The sequence below is a fragment of the Mesorhizobium sp. MC2-1-1 genome, assembly GCF_057597255.1.
Window position 1 is genome coordinate 3,975,163 of record NZ_CP195205.1, and the last position, 14,128, is coordinate 3,989,290.

A 14,128-nucleotide genomic window follows, 5' to 3' on the forward strand; every position below is an offset into this window, starting at 1 on the left:
GACAAGCATTAACGATCCGCTAACCATGATGGACGGCAACGACCTGACCTTCGATGCCGTTGACAGAGTCCGGATCGTGGCGCGGGCTGCGGTAATCCGCCTGTTGGCTATCGGGGCAACGACACATTATAAGGCGCTTGAGGTGTTGCCCATGTTCAGTCGAATAGCCGCTTTGGTCCTTTGCCCGGCGCTGGTCGCGGCCAGCGGCTGCGCGCGAAGCGACGACGGCACCGTGGTCGTTCCAAGCCGGATGGACGTCAGGCGCGTCTGGGACAAGGCACCGCCGGGAACGACTGCATCGAGGCAGATCGTGTCGGATGTGTTTCCTCCGCCGCCGAGCGCACCGCCTGGTCCCACGGTGCGGCGCCGCCCCCGGCCCGTTTCGGCGACCCCATCCAGGGGTCTGCCCGATACGTCTTCCGGTGAGCAGAAACCCCTGACCTGCAGGAATGTCGGAGAAGACCGCGAGCGCTATCGGGTCGTCTGCGAATAATTGAATCCGACGGCTGGGCCGGATGGATCAGACAAAGGACGGCGACCGCATCAGTTCGCGGCCAGGCTAGCATGCGCGGCCTTGCGTTTTCTGAGGCGACGCAGGCGGCGCCGCTGGCCAAACTCGCCCCACCTCGAGGTTGAGATGGCAGCCGGAGAACATTTTCAGGCGGCCACGGTCGAGCCGCCGGCACGATCACGGATTGCTGATGAAACCTTTGACCGGTGAAGGACGTTTCCTCGCACTGATGGTATCGAACCCCACACAGGAGACTGAAGATGTCCTTTCACTTCACCGTCTCTGGCCTGACCAGGAACCTGATCCATTCGCTTGGTTTGGATCATGAGCAGGCACCGAGGCCTCTTACTCCCGAACAAAGCCTACTGCTGGATTGTTACCTTGCCGGGCAAATCCCTGACTCCGCTTGGAACGACTACGTCTTCGAGATGCCGGTGCTGGAAAAGCACGCCCAGATCAGGCGTGCGCGCAGTCTCGCCTGAACCGTAGCTCCGCTCACTCTTCGGCGAGTTGAACTTCGGCGTGAAGACAGTGCCCGCGTGCGCGAGCGACGGCGAGAAGCTGACCGGCGGGCAGTCCCGCAAGACCCGGTCGCCGCATCGACATAGGCATTGCGCGCCTTCCGTCGCCGCCGACATGGATGGCGGTTGTTCTCGATCCCCGTTGCAACCGCGCAGCGTGAAAGTATCGTAAGATCCATGACGAGGATGACAATTTCAGCTGGCCTGCCGGCGACGCAATCATATGTCGTGATTGCGTCGCGAGGTCCCTGGATAAGCAAAAGGTCGGCGCGAAGCCGACCTTTCCCTTGCCTCGCCATGGCGCCAGTACATCCGTGGTCGCCGAGAGGACTAGGAGCAGTAGACAGGTCTTTGGTTAACGGAACCTTAACCTGACGGGTTGCTATGCCCTGGTCTGCGACTTCACATGCGCGATATAGCCGCGCACATCGCCCGCCGGTTCCGCATAAGCCTTGCCGAGCTTCTTCTCCAGCGCCGCCATATACTCCTTCGCCCATTTGGGCAGCGCATAGTCGATGACCGCCAGGAATTCGAGCGTCGCCGCCAGCCTTATATCGGCGATAGACGGGTGGTTGCCGCCGATGAACGGCTTGCCGTCGCGAAAGAAAGAATGAAACACCTCCAGCGGTTCGGCGATCGCGGCCATGGCGGCCTTCTGGGCTTCCGATTTCTTGTCGGGGTGGGCGTCGCTGTGGCCGACCTCGCCGGCATAATGCGGGAAGCCGAGTGCCGGATAGGTGGCTCTGGCGACGTAAGGATAAAGCGTGCCGACGAGGTAGAACATGGCGCTGTCTATCATCGCCCGCTTGGCCGGCGCCTTCGGATAGAACTTCTCCAGCCCATGCTTGTTGGCGAGGTACTGCATGATGGCGCAGCTTTCCCACAGCACGCCGCGCGGCAGGCCCTTGTCCTCGATCATCGGCGTCAGATGCGCCGGATTGCGCGCCAGGAACTCGGGCGAGCGCGTATGGCCCCAGGCATCGGTCTCCACGGGATCGAGCCCGGCCGCGCGCGCGAACACCCGCACCGTCATGTTGTTGACACTTGGCCTCAGCACGCTGAGTTTGACACCCGTCTTCTTAGCCGGCTTCAATTTGGGCGCGGCCTTTGCAGTCACCTTGGGTGCTGCTTTTGCAGTCACTTTGGGCGCGGCCTTTGCCGTCACCTGGGGTGCGGCCTTTGCCGTCACCTGGGGTGCGGCCTTTGCCGTCGCCTGGGGTGCGGCTTTTGCAGTCACCTTCGCAGCCGCTTTCGTCGCAGGCTTTGCCGCGGCGTTGGCCCCGGGTTTCTTCGCGTTCTTCGTTGCTGCCTTTGCCATCTTGGTCCTCCCTCTGACCTGGTTAGTATGGATTTTTTGCCGCCCTGTTTTCCGACAAGGTTTCGCGCGACCGCTCGACGAGCGCCTGGATGGCGTCGGCCAGATGGAGTTCGGCGATGTTGTAGTCGCCGCGCGCCACACGGATCTTGTGCGCCTCCATCAGCACGTCGGCATGGGTGAAGCCGGCCGGCGGCTCGAAGCGGTAGGAAGCAAGCTCGATCAGCAGCCCGAGCGGGTCCTCGAAGTAGATCGAATCCATGAATCCGCGATCCTTGACGCCGCTGTGCCTGATGCCGCGCTCGTCAAGCCGCGTGACCGCCTGAAGGAAGGTGACCCGCGACACCGAGAACGCGATGTGGTGGACGCAGCCGATATCGGTCGGCGTCCGCCTCTTGACCGGGTTCCGGCTCTCGTCGGTGAAGACCGTGATCAGACGCCCGTCACCCGGGTCGAAATAGAGATGGCTCTCGCTTGCCTTGTCGAGATTGGGTTGCTCGAAGACGAAAGGCATGCCGAGCACGCCCTCCCAGAAGTCGATCGAGGTCTGGCGCCCGGCGCCGACCAGCGTGATGTGATGAACGCCTTGCGACTGCAGCTTCCGCATCGGTCCTCCCCGCCTGCGCTTGCCGGCTGGGGGGTCGGATGCCCAGCCGCCTGGATAGGCGCTTGGCACCCGCCCGCCGCCCGGTCTCACCGCCCGCATCTTGCCGGACTGTGGCCAGCGCATTTATGAAGGGATGCTAATTCAATCTGGAACGTTGCGCCAGAAGCGACGAGCCCTTCTTTGGTATTCCGGGTGTGGTCCGCGATTGATGCTGAATCGGTCGCTGCGGTCCGCTTCGGTTCGGTCGAGGAGCCTCGGCACAACGTCCGGCATCCTTGCCGGATAACTGTCGGTATGGACGGTTGCGTCCCGCGAACCCTGGCGGGTCAGTTTGAGACGATTTCGTAGTGAAGAACTTCGGCATCACCGAGCGACGATGTTCGTCCAGGCGAGATGATCCCGGAGCCGAAGAGCAGAATATCTTCGCGGCGCACGAATACCTCATGGCCGGGTCCCATCGACACAAATGTGCCCGACGAGCTTCGCTCGATAAACCGGGCCTTGCCATTCGAGATGGTGAAGGTCGCGTGGCGCCGCGAGACCCAGGGCCGCTGGACGACGATATCGCATTCCGGAGATCGGCCGATCGTCACGAATTCGTTGTTTCGGCAGGATCGCAACTGATCTCCATAGCGGATAACCAGATTGATCTGCCTCGGTAGGGCGGAGCCCCTGTCGACAAAGGTGCCCCGGCTGGTGATGTGCGTGCTGGGGATCCCATCGTCACTCCCCAAGGTATAGACATCGAAGAGTTCCTGCTTGCCCTTGAAGGCCATTTTGTCGAGAAGCCGCAAGGCACCGCGACTGCCGGCGGAAAGGGCTTCGAAGAAACTCTGGCTGATCAGCACCTCCCCGGGGTTGGCCGTGGCGGACAACCTGGCGGTAACATTGACAACGTCGCCGAACAGCGCGCCCCGGGCGCGAATGACTGTGCCGAAATGCAATCCGATACGGGCGCTCAACGGTCCTTTCGTCAGTTGGCCGCTGATTTGGCAGACAGCCCTCAGCGCTGCCTCCGGCCTCTGGAACAGGCTGAGCACGTCATCGCCCTTCGAGTAGATGAAATCACCGCCATGCCGGCCGGCGATCTCGCGTATCACGTCCAGGCAGCCCGAGACCTGCTGCAGGGCGGCATCGTCACCGAGGCGCTCATAGAGCGGCGTGCTGCCCACGACATCGGCTAGGAGCAACGCGGCTAGAAGTCTTTCCTGATCCATCGGCTCGTATCCGCCCCGAGAACGCGACGTATATAACATGACAAAGTTGCCCGTGACCCATCTACATGCGCGCACGGGGCTCGGCTCCGCAAGGATGCAAGTCTCGACTCAGCGGAGCCCTGACTGCGCCCGCTCAATCTGCTGCGGTGTTCCAAGCCGCGATGGGGGTCGTTGGTCAGGCGCGGCCCCCGCATCACAATCAGGTTGAAGAACGTGCATCGCGATCGCTAAGGTTGGTTCCCGTTTGGCTTGCCACAGAAACCCGCGTCCCTCGGCGAGGACGCGGGCCGGTGCCGACCGAGGCGACGGGGCTGTGTATATCTCTCCTGGGAACGTTTCGAACTCTCCGGCCCCGGTGGCGGCAACGATGAACCCGCAACAAATGGCAGAAAGCCTCTCGCGCATGAGCACAGCGTCCTGGAGGGTAACGCCGCAGGCTATTCGGTGGATATCACACAAGGAAAGTCATCCGGGGCGGCTTGAACACGATCTCTCGGGATAAACCACTCGCCAGTTGGAGGATCGTTTCGGGAATAGGGCTGAGGTTGCTTGACGTAACATCCCTCTGGGGTCGATCTGACATCGCTTGAAGTGATCGGATGGCAATCGTGATCGCCGCAGCATTTGAGATGAAGCACAGGATCGGTCTTGCCCGCCTACCAGCTATGAGCCTCGGCATCACCGGCTACGAGAAGACAAAACCAGGCTATACGCCGTTGTGCCCACCCATGGGATTAGTCCCCCAGACCGGCCTCTGGCATATTAGTAATCTCTAATTAATATGCCTGAGGTCACAGAAGATCCGGGTCAGAGGTCTGAGGACAATCCAGTGACAATGCCATGGACGCAAAGGTGGGGGGATCGTCGGGGCCTAGCCATGATGCAGGGGCAAGATCAGCGCGGGCACCGATAGGGCGGCTAGGGAGCCATGCGACCGGCGCACGGTGCCGAAGTGCCCATACTCAGCCCCCGTGCGCTCCGCCATGAATGTTCTGGACTTCGAACGCCGTCTCTTGGGGTGGCGAGGTGAAGCCGCCCTTGATGCCCTTGCTCATCGCGGGCTTGAGGATTCCATCGCGGAACTTCTCCCAACTCTCCTTGGAGTCGTGGATTGCAACGATTGTCCAGCCGCCGGCGGACGGCCCAGCGGCATGGAAGGTTTGGCCCTTTGGCAAAGCGCCGCCTGCCGGATGTACGGCCGCGATTGATGCCTCATATTGCGATTTTGTCCCACTCGGAAAGTGGTGAACTATCCCATATGCCATCTCTTCCTCCATCGTGACGTTTGAGCGGTCCCTGTTGTAAGCTATAGCGCTAACATTAGCGACTCCTCATGTTGCCGATATTTGCGAGGCACGAGGCACAGTGTTGCCGCGCACCGACCGAGTGCGGTCAGCCATCGGAAAAGGGTATCGGCAGAGGGCTTATTTGACGGTTTTTGGGGGCCGGGCGCTAAGCCCTTGAAATGCTTGGTACGCCCAAGGGGAATCGAACCCCTGTTCCCGCCGTGAGAGGGCGGTGTCCTGACCGCTAGACGATGGGCGCGCTCAAGAACCGGCTACATAGGCTGGCGACCGGGAAAAAGCAACCGAGCAGATTCCGGAAAATGTCGTGCGGTTTCCGACAGGAATCTGCGGCAAACAGAAAGAACCAAGTGCGCTTGGCATAACGTCATGGGTCAGCGTTGCCGTTTCGGCTCGATCAGGTCCCAGAGATTGCCGTAGAGATCGGAGAAGACCGCCACCGTGCCGTAGGCCTCGAAGCGGGGCGCCTCGCGGAAGTCGACGCCCTTGTCGAGCATCGCCCGGTGGTCGCGGGAAAAATCGTCGGTTTCCAGGAAGAGGAAGACGCGGCCGCCGGTCTGGTTGCCGATGCGGCTCGCCTGCTCCTCGCCGGCTGCCTCGGCCAGCAGCAGCCGCGCGCCCTGGCCATTCGCCGGGGCGACGATGACCCAGCGCTTGCCGCCACCGAGATCGACATCCTCGCTAAGCACGAAGCCGAGCCGTTCTACATACCAGGCGATCGCCTCGTCATAATTGCCGACGACGAGTGCGACGGTCGCTATGCTGCGGTGATCGGCAAAGCCGCCCGTTTGTTGCGGGCTCATTTGTTGCGGATCGCGAACTGGCCGATGATGCGGCGTTCGGCGATGTCGTAGACGAAGATCGAGCGGCTGCCGTCGGCAAGCTCGGCGTCGATCGACAGGCGGTTGCCGGAGAGCGACTGGCTGACCACCCTGGCGCCGACCGGCAGCACGATGTCGCCCGAGAGCGGCGAGCCGGCCGGAACCTGGACCTCGCCGGCGATCGACGAGCCGGCCACAGGCGCGTTGCGGGCTTTGTAGACAAGCGCCCCGATCACCACCATAAGGGCGAGGAACAGAAGGCCGAGGTTGACGATCATGAAGCGTACGAGCTTTCGGCGCACGTTCTCGGCCGCGGGGTCGAGCGGCTTTTCGTCTTCTTCTTCGGCGATCGGCCGGGCCATGGCTAAGCAATCCGCAACGGGTTTCGATGAGCGCTCATAACGAAGAGACCCCGATATTGATAGAGGACGAATTGGCGGACGAGGAATCCGGCGAAGCTACCGTGCTGGAAGCCGGCGCCGACGCCGCCGGCCAGCGTCTCGACCAGTGGCTCGCCGCCCGGCTAGGGCCGGAGCTCTCGCGCAGCCGCGTGCAGGCGCTGATCAAGCAGGGCGCGGTCTCCATCGCCGGCAAGCCGGCGCTGGAGGCCAAGCGCAAGCTGGCCGTTGGTGAGCGGATCGAGATCCTCGTGCCCGCGCCGGAGCCGGCTGAGCCGCAAGGCGAGGATATTCCCCTCGACATCCTTTTCGAGGACGACGAGCTGATCGTGATCAACAAGCCGGCCGGGCTGGTCGTTCATCCCGGCGCCGGCAACTGGACCGGCACGCTGGTCAACGCACTGATCCATCATTGCGGCGACAGCCTGTCCGGCATCGGCGGGGTCAGGCGGCCGGGCATCGTGCACCGGCTGGACAAGGAAACCAGCGGCGTCATGGTCGTGGCCAAGACCGACCGGGCGCACAAGGCGCTGTCGGAAGCCTTTGCCGACCACGGCCGCACCGGCGATCTCGAGCGCGCCTATCTGGCGCTGGTCTGGGGCATCCCGCAGCGGCCGGCCGGCACCATCGACGCCGCGCTCGGCCGCGCCGCCGATCGCGTGCGACGCGCCGTCGTACCCGGGACCCGCGACGACGCGCGCCACGCCGTCACCCATTTCACCGTCGTCGAACGGTTCGGCGAGGACCAGCAGGCATTCGCCACCGCAAGCCTGGTAGAATGCCGGCTGGAGACCGGCCGCACCCACCAGATCCGCGTCCACATGGCCCATATCGGCCACCCCGTGATCGGCGACCCGGACTACGGGCAGGCCTTCCGCACCAAGGCCAACCGCCTGCCCGAGCCCTTGAAAACCAAGGTCCACGCCTTCTCCCGGCAGGCCCTGCACGCCTGGCTCCTTGAATTCCGGCATCCGACCACCCACATCACGATGAGGTTCGAAGCGCCGATACCGGGAGACATGGAGGAACTCGTCGGCGACTTCAGAGAACTTTGAACCAAACCCGCCACGAACAGGCTGCAAACCAGCCATCAAAAAACCTGACCGGCGTTGTTCACTTCAGCGTGACAGACTGTTTAGCGTTGAACAAATGCCTGTCTTTTCTGGTTTTGTTCCTATATATACAGGTTGTTGTTGCGGATGAGCCTTTGGCATCCGTGACGAATGCCCGCCGCGTTTCGGGGGCATCCACTCCAAAGAGAGAGGGGCGCTATCATGGCCCAATCATTGCCAAGTATCGTTTCCGGTGAAGGCGGTCTCGCCCGTTACCTGGAAGAAATCCGCCGCTTTCCGATGCTTCAGCCGCAGGAAGAGTACATGCTCGCCAAGCGTTATGCCGAGCATCAGGACACCACTGCCGCCCACAAGCTCGTCACCAGCCATTTGCGGCTGGTCGCCAAGATCGCCATGGGCTATCGCGGCTACGGCCTGCCGATCGGCGAGGTCATCTCGGAAGGCAATGTCGGCCTCATGCAGGCCGTGAAGAAATTCGAACCGGAGCGTGGTTTCCGGCTCGCCACTTATGCCATGTGGTGGATCAAGGCCTCGATCCAGGAATACATCCTGCGCTCGTGGAGCCTGGTCAAGATGGGCACTACCGCCAACCAGAAGCGCCTTTTCTTCAACCTTCGCAAGGTGAAGGGCAAGATCCAGGCGCTCGACGATGGCGATTTGAAGCCCGACCAGATCGCCGAGATCGCCACCCGTCTCAACGTGTCCGAGGCGGAAGTGGTGTCTATGAACCGCCGCCTGTCGGGCGACGCTTCGCTCAACGCCCCGATCCGGGCGAGCGAGGGCGAGTCCGGTGAATGGCAGGACTGGCTGGTCGATGACCACGAAAGCCAGGAAGAGATGCTGATCGAGCAGGACGAGCTGGAAAACCGGCGCTCCATGCTGTCGGGTGCTCTTTCGGTGCTCAACGAGCGCGAGCGGCGCATCTTCGAGGCGCGCCGCCTGGCCGAGGAGCCGCTGACGCTGGAAGAGCTGTCGGCCGAGTTCGACATCAGCCGTGAGCGCGTGCGCCAGATCGAGGTGCGCGCCTTCGAGAAGGTGCAGGACGCGGTCAAGGCCGCCGCCAAGCGCCAGGCCCAGGCGCTGCGCACCATCGATGCGCAGCCTGCGGTATAAGAAGCTCGGGCATCAACAATGAAAAAGGCGGCGCTTCGGCGCCGCCTTTTTTGTTTGGCGAAGGCGGCGAATTAGCCCGTTCTCTCCGTGAACGGTGACAAAAGCGCGGTCCACCTTCTGAAGCTGCAACGCAGCCGCAGAGGATGAGCATTACAATGAGGCGCAGCGCCAGGCTGCGAGGTTAATTGCTCGGCACAAGGATCTCCGAGCAGCTTGGCGCTCATTCCTGGAACGCCGCGCCGCCCCTCATCCGCCCTTCGGGCACCTTCTCCCCATGAACGGGGAGAAGGAAAGCTCATGCCGTCGGTTGCTTGGTCTTGCGCAGATAAGGAAGCACTGTCTCATACGCCCCAAAACGCTTGATCGCATCCTCGTTGGAGACCGCGGCGGTGATGATGACGTCGTCGCCCTGCTTCCAGTTGGCCGGCGTTGCCACCTGGTGCTTGGCGGTCAGCTGGATGGAGTCGATGACGCGCAGGATCTCGTCGAAGTTGCGGCCCGTCGTCATCGGATAGGTCAGCACCAGCTTGATCTTCTTGTCCGGGCCGATGACATAGACCGAGCGCACGGTGGCGTTATCGGCGGGCGTGCGGCCCTCCGAGCTCTCGCCCGCGCCGGCCGGCAGCATTTCATAGAGCTTGGCGACGTGCAGGTCGCTGTCGCCGATCAGCGGATAGTGCACGGTGTGGCCGGTGGCGGTCTTGATGTCGGCCTGCCACTTGTCGTGGCTCGACACCGGATCGACCGAGATGCCGATGATCTTGACATTGCGCTTTTTGAACTCGCCCTCGAGCCCGGCCATGGTGCCGAGCTCTGTGGTGCAGACCGGCGTGAAGTTCTTCGGGTGGCTGAACAGTACCGCCCAGCCGTCGCCGATCCAATCGTGGAACTTGATGGTGCCCTGTGTGGTCTCGGCGGTGAAATCCGGCGCGATGTCGTTGATACGAAGACTCATGACCCTGTCCCTACCCTTTTTTGAAAACCGTAGCCGGCTTGCGGCTGGCGTCGCCGGCTCCGAAATCCTAGCACCATCGCGCCGCCGATCAAACGCTCGCGATGACGTCCATGGCCGGCGCGAGACGAAATTTTTGCGTAGCCGCCGGCAGTTCGCGACAGGATTTTCCGTCAGAACGGGTATCGGAGGTGCTCAAGCCTTCTTCACCGCCAGCGTCGCCGTGAGATCTTCCATGCGCTGCGCGAGCGCGCTGAGCGCGGTCGTGAGCACGCTGTCGCTCTTGTCGGCCTTGGTCAGCGCCTCGTCGCGCGTCTTGCGCAAGGTCAGCACTTCGCTCTCCATGCCCTTGACACGCTTGGTGAGTTCCGAGAGCTCGTCCATCACCATGATGCCCGCCATGACGGTGAGCCGCTGGTCACCGATCTCGCCGAACGAATCCTTCAGATGCGAGACATAGCGGTCGAAGCGCTCGGCAAGGTCGATCAGATGCTCTTCCTGGCCCTCGTCGCAGGCCATCCGATACTGCTTGCCGTCGATGGAAACCGTGACCTGTGCCATTGCCTTACCTGTCCAGCACCGCCCGGATGGTTTCCATGGCGGTCACCAGCCGTCGCGACACTTCCTTGTTGGCATCTTCAAGCCGCTCGGCGCGTGCCTCGGAATTGTCGAGCTCCTGCGCCAGGCGCGAACGGTCGGCGTTCATGCGCTGCACCTCGGCCTCGGCCTCCGAATAATCGCGCTCATGCTCGAGCTTCGCCGCCACGGCGTTTTCCAGCCCTTCCATGGCCTTGCCCAGCCTGGCGATGACTTCCTTGAGGGTCGTTTCCCCGGTCATGGCCTCGTCCTATGCCCTGCCCATCACCGAATCGCGCGCATTCAGAACACGTTACCTCGGAAAGATTAGGCACCGGGTGAAGGGCGCGTCAACAAAGCTCTCGCGACTGTCCCCCGCTATCGCTAATGTAAGGTGCCCGACGCCATCACATGACCGGCAAAATCCGCTCCGATTTGTTGACTAAAGGGCCGTGCCTGCTATGTGTCGCGCACCCTTTCCCTAGGGTTTTCCCAAGCACAACCCCGTTCCCGGAGGAAGCATGAGCTCGCGCGAACAACATGACCGGATGGCCAATGCGATCCGTTTTCTTTCCATGGACGCCGTCGAGAAGGCGAACTCCGGTCACCCCGGCCTGCCGATGGGCTGCGCCGACATCGCCACGGTTCTGTTCAGCCGCTTCCTGAAATTCGACGCCAAGGCCCCGCACTGGGCCGACCGCGACCGCTTCATCCTGTCGGCCGGCCATGGCTCGATGCTGCTCTATTCGCTCCTCTACCTCACCGGCTATGAGGACATGACGATCGACCAGATCAAGAATTTCCGCCAGCTGGGCTCCCGGACCGCCGGCCATCCCGAATACGGTCATGCCGCCGGCATCGAGACGACCACCGGCCCGCTCGGCCAGGGCATTGCCACGTCCGTCGGCTTCGCGCTCGGCGAGCGCATCATGAACGCCGCCTTCGGCAACGACCTCGTCGACCACTACACCTATGTACTGGCAGGCGACGGCTGCCTGATGGAAGGCGTCTCCCAGGAAGCCATCGCGCTGGCCGGGCATCTGAAGCTCAACAAGCTGATCGTCTTCTGGGACAACAACAACATCTCGATCGACGGCCCGGTCTCGCTCGCCGACAACACCGACCAGGTCGCCCGCTTCCAGGCCTCGGGCTGGAACGCCAGTCATATCGACGGCACCGACCCGGAGGCGATCGCCTATGCCATCGAGGCTGCGCGTCATTCCGACAAGCCTACGATGATCGCCTGCAAAACCACCATCGGCTTCGGCGCCCCGACCAAGGCCGGCACCAACAAGGCGCACGGATCGCCGCTGGGCGCCGAGGAAATCGCCGGCGCGCGCAAATTCTTCAACTGGGAATCGCCGCCATTCGAGATTCCGGCCGACATCCTCGACGCCTGGCGCGCCGTCGGCAAGGGCGGCGCCAAGGCGCGCGCCGATTGGGAAGGCCGGCTTGCCAAGGCGGAGCCGAAGCTGAAGGCCGAGTTCGAGCGTCGCCTTGCCGGCAAACTGCCCTCCAACTTCGACGCCGTCATCGCCGACTACAAGAAGAAGCTGTCGGTCGACAAGCCGAAGGTCGCCACCCGCAAGTCGTCGGAAATGGCGCTGGAAGTCATCAACGGCGCGGTGCCGGAAACCATCGGCGGGTCGGCCGACCTCACCGGATCCAACAACACCAAGACCAGCCAGACCAAGAACATCACACCGGACGATTACGGCCAGCGCTATGTCCACTACGGCATTCGCGAGCATGGCATGGCGGCGGCGATCAACGGCCTGACGCTGCATGGTGGCCTGATCGCCTATGGCGGCACGTTCATGTGCTTCTCCGACTATGCCCGCCCGTCGATGCGTCTGGCCTCGCTGATGGGCATCCGCTCGATCTTCGTCATGACGCATGACTCGATCGGCCTCGGCGAGGATGGCCCGACCCACCAGCCGGTCGAGCATCTGGCGGCGCTGCGCGCCATCCCGAACCACAACGTCTTCCGCCCGGCCGATGCGGTGGAAACCGCCGAATGCTGGCAGATCGCCCTGGAATCCGAAAAGACGCCGTCGACCCTGGCGCTGACCCGCCAGAACCTTCCAACGGTGCGCACCGAATTCAATGCCGGAAACCTGAGCAGGCAGGGTGCCTATGAACTGGCCGCCGCCAGCGGCGAGGCCGTGGTGACGATCTTCGCCACAGGCTCGGAGGTGGAGATCGCGCTCGGTGCCCGCGACCTGCTCGAAAAGCACGGGCACCCGACCCGCGTCGTCTCGGTGCCCTGCTTCGAGCTGTTCGACCAGCAGAGCGACGACTATCGCAGGAAGACCATCGGCAACGCCAGGGTGAAGGTCGCGATCGAAGCCGGCATCCGCCAGGGCTGGGATCACCTGATCGGCACGGACGGCATCTTCATCGGCATGCACGGCTTCGGCGCCTCGGGCACGATCGAGCAGCTCTATCCGCATTTCGGCATCACCGCCGATGCCGCGGCAAAGGCGGTCGAAGCCCGACTGCACGGTAAGTAGGAATTGGCCAAGGCCCGGCGGCCCCGATTAACGGTTTCGCCGGGCTGGACCAAACTAATCGATTTAAATGCGACCTTCTGCGGCTGGATTCTTACGCCGTCCGCCGTTATGAAGCTGCGGACCCATCCGCTTTCCAGCCCCCAAGGGAGAGAACGACAATGACCGTCAGAGTTGCCATCAACGGATTTGGCCGTATCGGCCGCAACATCCTGCGCGCCATCCATGAATCCGGCCGCAAGGACATCGACGTCGTCGCCGTCAACGACCTCGGCCCGGTCGAGACCAATGCGCACCTTTTGCGCTACGACAGCGTGCATGGCCGCTTCCCGCACGAAGTGACTGTCGACGGCGACCAGATCTCGGTCGGCAAGGAGAAGTTCAAGGTCACCGCGATCAAGGATCCGACGCAGCTCCCCTGGAAGGAACTCGGCGTCGACATCGCTCTCGAATGCACCGGCATCTTCACCGCCCGCGACAAGGCCGCCGCGCACCTGACCGCCGGCGCCAAGCGCGTCCTGGTCTCGGCTCCGTCCGACGGCGCCGACCTCACAGTCGTCTACGGCATCAATCACGACAAGCTGACCAAGGACCACATCGTCATCTCGAACGCGTCCTGCACCACCAACTGCCTGGCGCCGCTGGCGGCCGTGCTGCATGAGACCGTCGGCATCGAGAAGGGCATGATGACGACGATCCACTCCTACACCGGCGACCAGCCGACGCTGGACACCATGCACAAGGACCTCTACCGCGCTCGCGCCGCGGCGCTGTCGCAGATCCCGACCTCGACCGGCGCGGCCAAGGCGATCGGCCTTGTGCTTCCCGACCTCAAGGGCAAGCTCGACGGCATCTCGATCCGCGTGCCGACCCCGAATGTTTCGGTCGTCGACCTCAAATTCATCGCCAAGCGTTCGACCACCGTGCAGGAGATCAATGAAGCGGTCATCGCCGCCTCGAACGGCAAGCTGAAGGGCGTCCTGTCGGTCACCCATCACCCGAACGTGTCGATCGACTTCAACCACGATCCGCATTCGTCGATCGTGGCGCTCGACCAGACCAAGGTGATGGACGGCAACTTCGTTTCGGTCCTGTCCTGGTACGACAACGAATGGGGCTTCTCCAACCGCATGGGCGACACCGCCGTCGCCTTCGGCAAGACCATCGCCTGATCCAAGGGTCGTTTCGCAGTTTGAGAACGCCCGGCCTT

At 62.8% G+C, this 14,128-nt stretch carries 16 protein-coding genes and 1 tRNA gene; 7 read left to right on the plus strand and 10 right to left on the minus strand.

All coding sequences use genetic code 11. The features are described from left to right. The first annotated feature begins 25 nt into the window (after positions 1–25). Together ACR64R_RS19655 and ACR64R_RS19660 are read left to right on the plus strand one after the other, a co-directional pair. The gene (locus ACR64R_RS19655; RefSeq protein WP_487357954.1) at positions 26–493 is read left to right on the plus strand and encodes a hypothetical protein; all 468 of its coding nucleotides are present in this window, start codon (positions 26–28) and stop codon (positions 491–493) included. A gap of 278 nt (positions 494–771) precedes the next feature. After that, positions 772–993: a hypothetical protein gene (locus ACR64R_RS19660; protein WP_487357955.1), complete on the plus strand. Its 222-nt coding sequence runs from the start codon at positions 772–774 to the stop codon at positions 991–993. A 421-nt stretch (positions 994–1,414) separates the two neighbouring features. On the opposite strand, the gene ACR64R_RS19665 is transcribed toward ACR64R_RS19660, so the two are convergent. The 3 genes from ACR64R_RS19665 to ACR64R_RS19675 all read right to left on the minus strand — a co-directional run bounded on the left by ACR64R_RS19665 (position 1,415) and on the right by ACR64R_RS19675 (position 4,126). Continuing rightward, complete coding sequence (locus tag ACR64R_RS19665) at positions 1,415–2,350, minus strand: glutathione S-transferase family protein (RefSeq protein WP_487357956.1); 936 nt, start codon at positions 2,348–2,350, stop codon at positions 1,415–1,417. Positions 2,351–2,372: 22 nt separating this feature from the next. Then, positions 2,373–2,954, minus strand: a complete 582-nt coding sequence (locus ACR64R_RS19670; RefSeq protein WP_487357957.1) for a VOC family protein — start codon at positions 2,952–2,954, stop codon at positions 2,373–2,375. Positions 2,955–3,280: 326 nt separating this feature from the next. Continuing rightward, on the minus strand, positions 3,281–4,126 hold the full coding sequence (locus ACR64R_RS19675) for an FHA domain-containing protein (protein WP_487357958.1): 846 nt from the start codon (positions 4,124–4,126) through the stop codon (positions 3,281–3,283). Between the two features lie 644 nt (positions 4,127–4,770). Here ACR64R_RS19675 and ACR64R_RS19680 point away from each other — a divergent pair. Continuing rightward, on the plus strand, positions 4,771–4,947 hold the full coding sequence (locus ACR64R_RS19680) for a hypothetical protein (protein ID WP_487357959.1): 177 nt from the start codon (positions 4,771–4,773) through the stop codon (positions 4,945–4,947). Positions 4,948–5,133: 186 nt separating this feature from the next. On the opposite strand, the gene ACR64R_RS19685 is transcribed toward ACR64R_RS19680, so the two are convergent. From ACR64R_RS19685 to ACR64R_RS19700, 4 genes are all read right to left on the minus strand, one after another. Next, entirely contained in the window at positions 5,134–5,448 is a 315-nt protein-coding gene (locus tag ACR64R_RS19685; protein ID WP_487357960.1) for a hypothetical protein, read from the minus strand. A gap of 193 nt (positions 5,449–5,641) precedes the next feature. Continuing rightward, positions 5,642–5,716, minus strand: a tRNA-Glu gene (locus ACR64R_RS19690). Positions 5,717–5,849: 133 nt separating this feature from the next. Further along, positions 5,850–6,278 carry a VOC family protein gene (locus ACR64R_RS19695; protein WP_487357961.1) on the minus strand — a complete coding sequence of 143 codons (429 nt, stop codon included), beginning with the start codon at positions 6,276–6,278 and terminating at the stop codon, positions 5,850–5,852. Next, complete coding sequence (locus ACR64R_RS19700; RefSeq protein ID WP_487357962.1) at positions 6,275–6,658, minus strand: fimbrial protein; 384 nt, start codon at positions 6,656–6,658, stop codon at positions 6,275–6,277. Before ACR64R_RS19700 ends, ACR64R_RS19695 begins: the two co-directional genes overlap by 4 nt. 26 nt (positions 6,659–6,684) lie before the next feature. Here ACR64R_RS19700 and ACR64R_RS19705 point away from each other — a divergent pair, with 26 nt between their 5' ends. Together ACR64R_RS19705 and rpoH are read left to right on the plus strand one after the other, a co-directional pair. Beyond that, positions 6,685–7,749 (plus strand): RluA family pseudouridine synthase, encoded by a 1,065-nt coding sequence (locus tag ACR64R_RS19705; RefSeq protein ID WP_487357963.1) that lies wholly within the window; start codon positions 6,685–6,687, stop codon positions 7,747–7,749. 219 nt (positions 7,750–7,968) lie between these two features. Continuing rightward, positions 7,969–8,880 carry an RNA polymerase sigma factor RpoH gene (rpoH, locus tag ACR64R_RS19710; RefSeq protein WP_487357964.1) on the plus strand — a complete coding sequence of 304 codons (912 nt, stop codon included), beginning with the start codon at positions 7,969–7,971 and terminating at the stop codon, positions 8,878–8,880. 295 nt (positions 8,881–9,175) lie between these two features. Here rpoH and ACR64R_RS19715 read toward each other — a convergent pair whose 3' ends face one another. The 3 genes from ACR64R_RS19715 to ACR64R_RS19725 form a co-directional block, all read right to left on the minus strand. Then, on the minus strand, positions 9,176–9,835 hold the full coding sequence (locus tag ACR64R_RS19715) for a peroxiredoxin (protein WP_487357965.1): 660 nt from the start codon (positions 9,833–9,835) through the stop codon (positions 9,176–9,178). Between the two features lie 192 nt (positions 9,836–10,027). Next, positions 10,028–10,393: a cell division protein ZapA gene (locus tag ACR64R_RS19720; protein ID WP_487357966.1), complete on the minus strand. Its 366-nt coding sequence runs from the start codon at positions 10,391–10,393 to the stop codon at positions 10,028–10,030. Positions 10,394–10,397: 4 nt separating this feature from the next. Next, entirely contained in the window at positions 10,398–10,670 is a 273-nt protein-coding gene (locus ACR64R_RS19725) for a DUF4164 domain-containing protein (RefSeq protein ID WP_023763725.1), read from the minus strand. 259 nt (positions 10,671–10,929) lie between these two features. On the opposite strand from ACR64R_RS19725, the gene tkt reads away from it, so the two are divergent. Next, entirely contained in the window at positions 10,930–12,921 is a 1,992-nt protein-coding gene (gene tkt, locus ACR64R_RS19730; RefSeq protein WP_487357967.1) for a transketolase, read from the plus strand. A gap of 158 nt (positions 12,922–13,079) precedes the next feature. Then, the gene (gene gap, locus ACR64R_RS19735) at positions 13,080–14,090 is read left to right on the plus strand and encodes a type I glyceraldehyde-3-phosphate dehydrogenase (RefSeq protein WP_487357968.1); all 1,011 of its coding nucleotides are present in this window, start codon (positions 13,080–13,082) and stop codon (positions 14,088–14,090) included. The last annotated feature ends 38 nt before the right edge of the window (positions 14,091–14,128 follow it).

Coding starts and splice junctions, on each gene's coding strand:
- tkt (WP_487357967.1), top strand. CDS start 10,930: ATGAGCTCGCGCGAACAACATGACCGGATGGCCAATGCGATCCGTTTT.
- ACR64R_RS19695 (WP_487357961.1), bottom strand. CDS start 6,278: ATGAGCCCGCAACAAACGGGCGGCTTTGCCGATCACCGCAGCATAGCG.
- ACR64R_RS19685 (WP_487357960.1), bottom strand. CDS start 5,448: ATGGAGGAAGAGATGGCATATGGGATAGTTCACCACTTTCCGAGTGGG.
- ACR64R_RS19700 (WP_487357962.1), bottom strand. CDS start 6,658: ATGGCCCGGCCGATCGCCGAAGAAGAAGACGAAAAGCCGCTCGACCCC.
- rpoH (WP_487357964.1), top strand. CDS start 7,969: ATGGCCCAATCATTGCCAAGTATCGTTTCCGGTGAAGGCGGTCTCGCC.
- ACR64R_RS19725 (WP_023763725.1), bottom strand. CDS start 10,670: ATGACCGGGGAAACGACCCTCAAGGAAGTCATCGCCAGGCTGGGCAAG.
- ACR64R_RS19660 (WP_487357955.1), top strand. CDS start 772: ATGTCCTTTCACTTCACCGTCTCTGGCCTGACCAGGAACCTGATCCAT.
- ACR64R_RS19720 (WP_487357966.1), bottom strand. CDS start 10,393: ATGGCACAGGTCACGGTTTCCATCGACGGCAAGCAGTATCGGATGGCC.
- ACR64R_RS19705 (WP_487357963.1), top strand. CDS start 6,685: ATGAGCGCTCATAACGAAGAGACCCCGATATTGATAGAGGACGAATTG.
- ACR64R_RS19655 (WP_487357954.1), top strand. CDS start 26: ATGATGGACGGCAACGACCTGACCTTCGATGCCGTTGACAGAGTCCGG.
- ACR64R_RS19670 (WP_487357957.1), bottom strand. CDS start 2,954: ATGCGGAAGCTGCAGTCGCAAGGCGTTCATCACATCACGCTGGTCGGC.
- ACR64R_RS19680 (WP_487357959.1), top strand. CDS start 4,771: ATGGCAATCGTGATCGCCGCAGCATTTGAGATGAAGCACAGGATCGGT.
- ACR64R_RS19715 (WP_487357965.1), bottom strand. CDS start 9,835: ATGAGTCTTCGTATCAACGACATCGCGCCGGATTTCACCGCCGAGACC.
- ACR64R_RS19665 (WP_487357956.1), bottom strand. CDS start 2,350: ATGGCAAAGGCAGCAACGAAGAACGCGAAGAAACCCGGGGCCAACGCC.
- gap (WP_487357968.1), top strand. CDS start 13,080: ATGACCGTCAGAGTTGCCATCAACGGATTTGGCCGTATCGGCCGCAAC.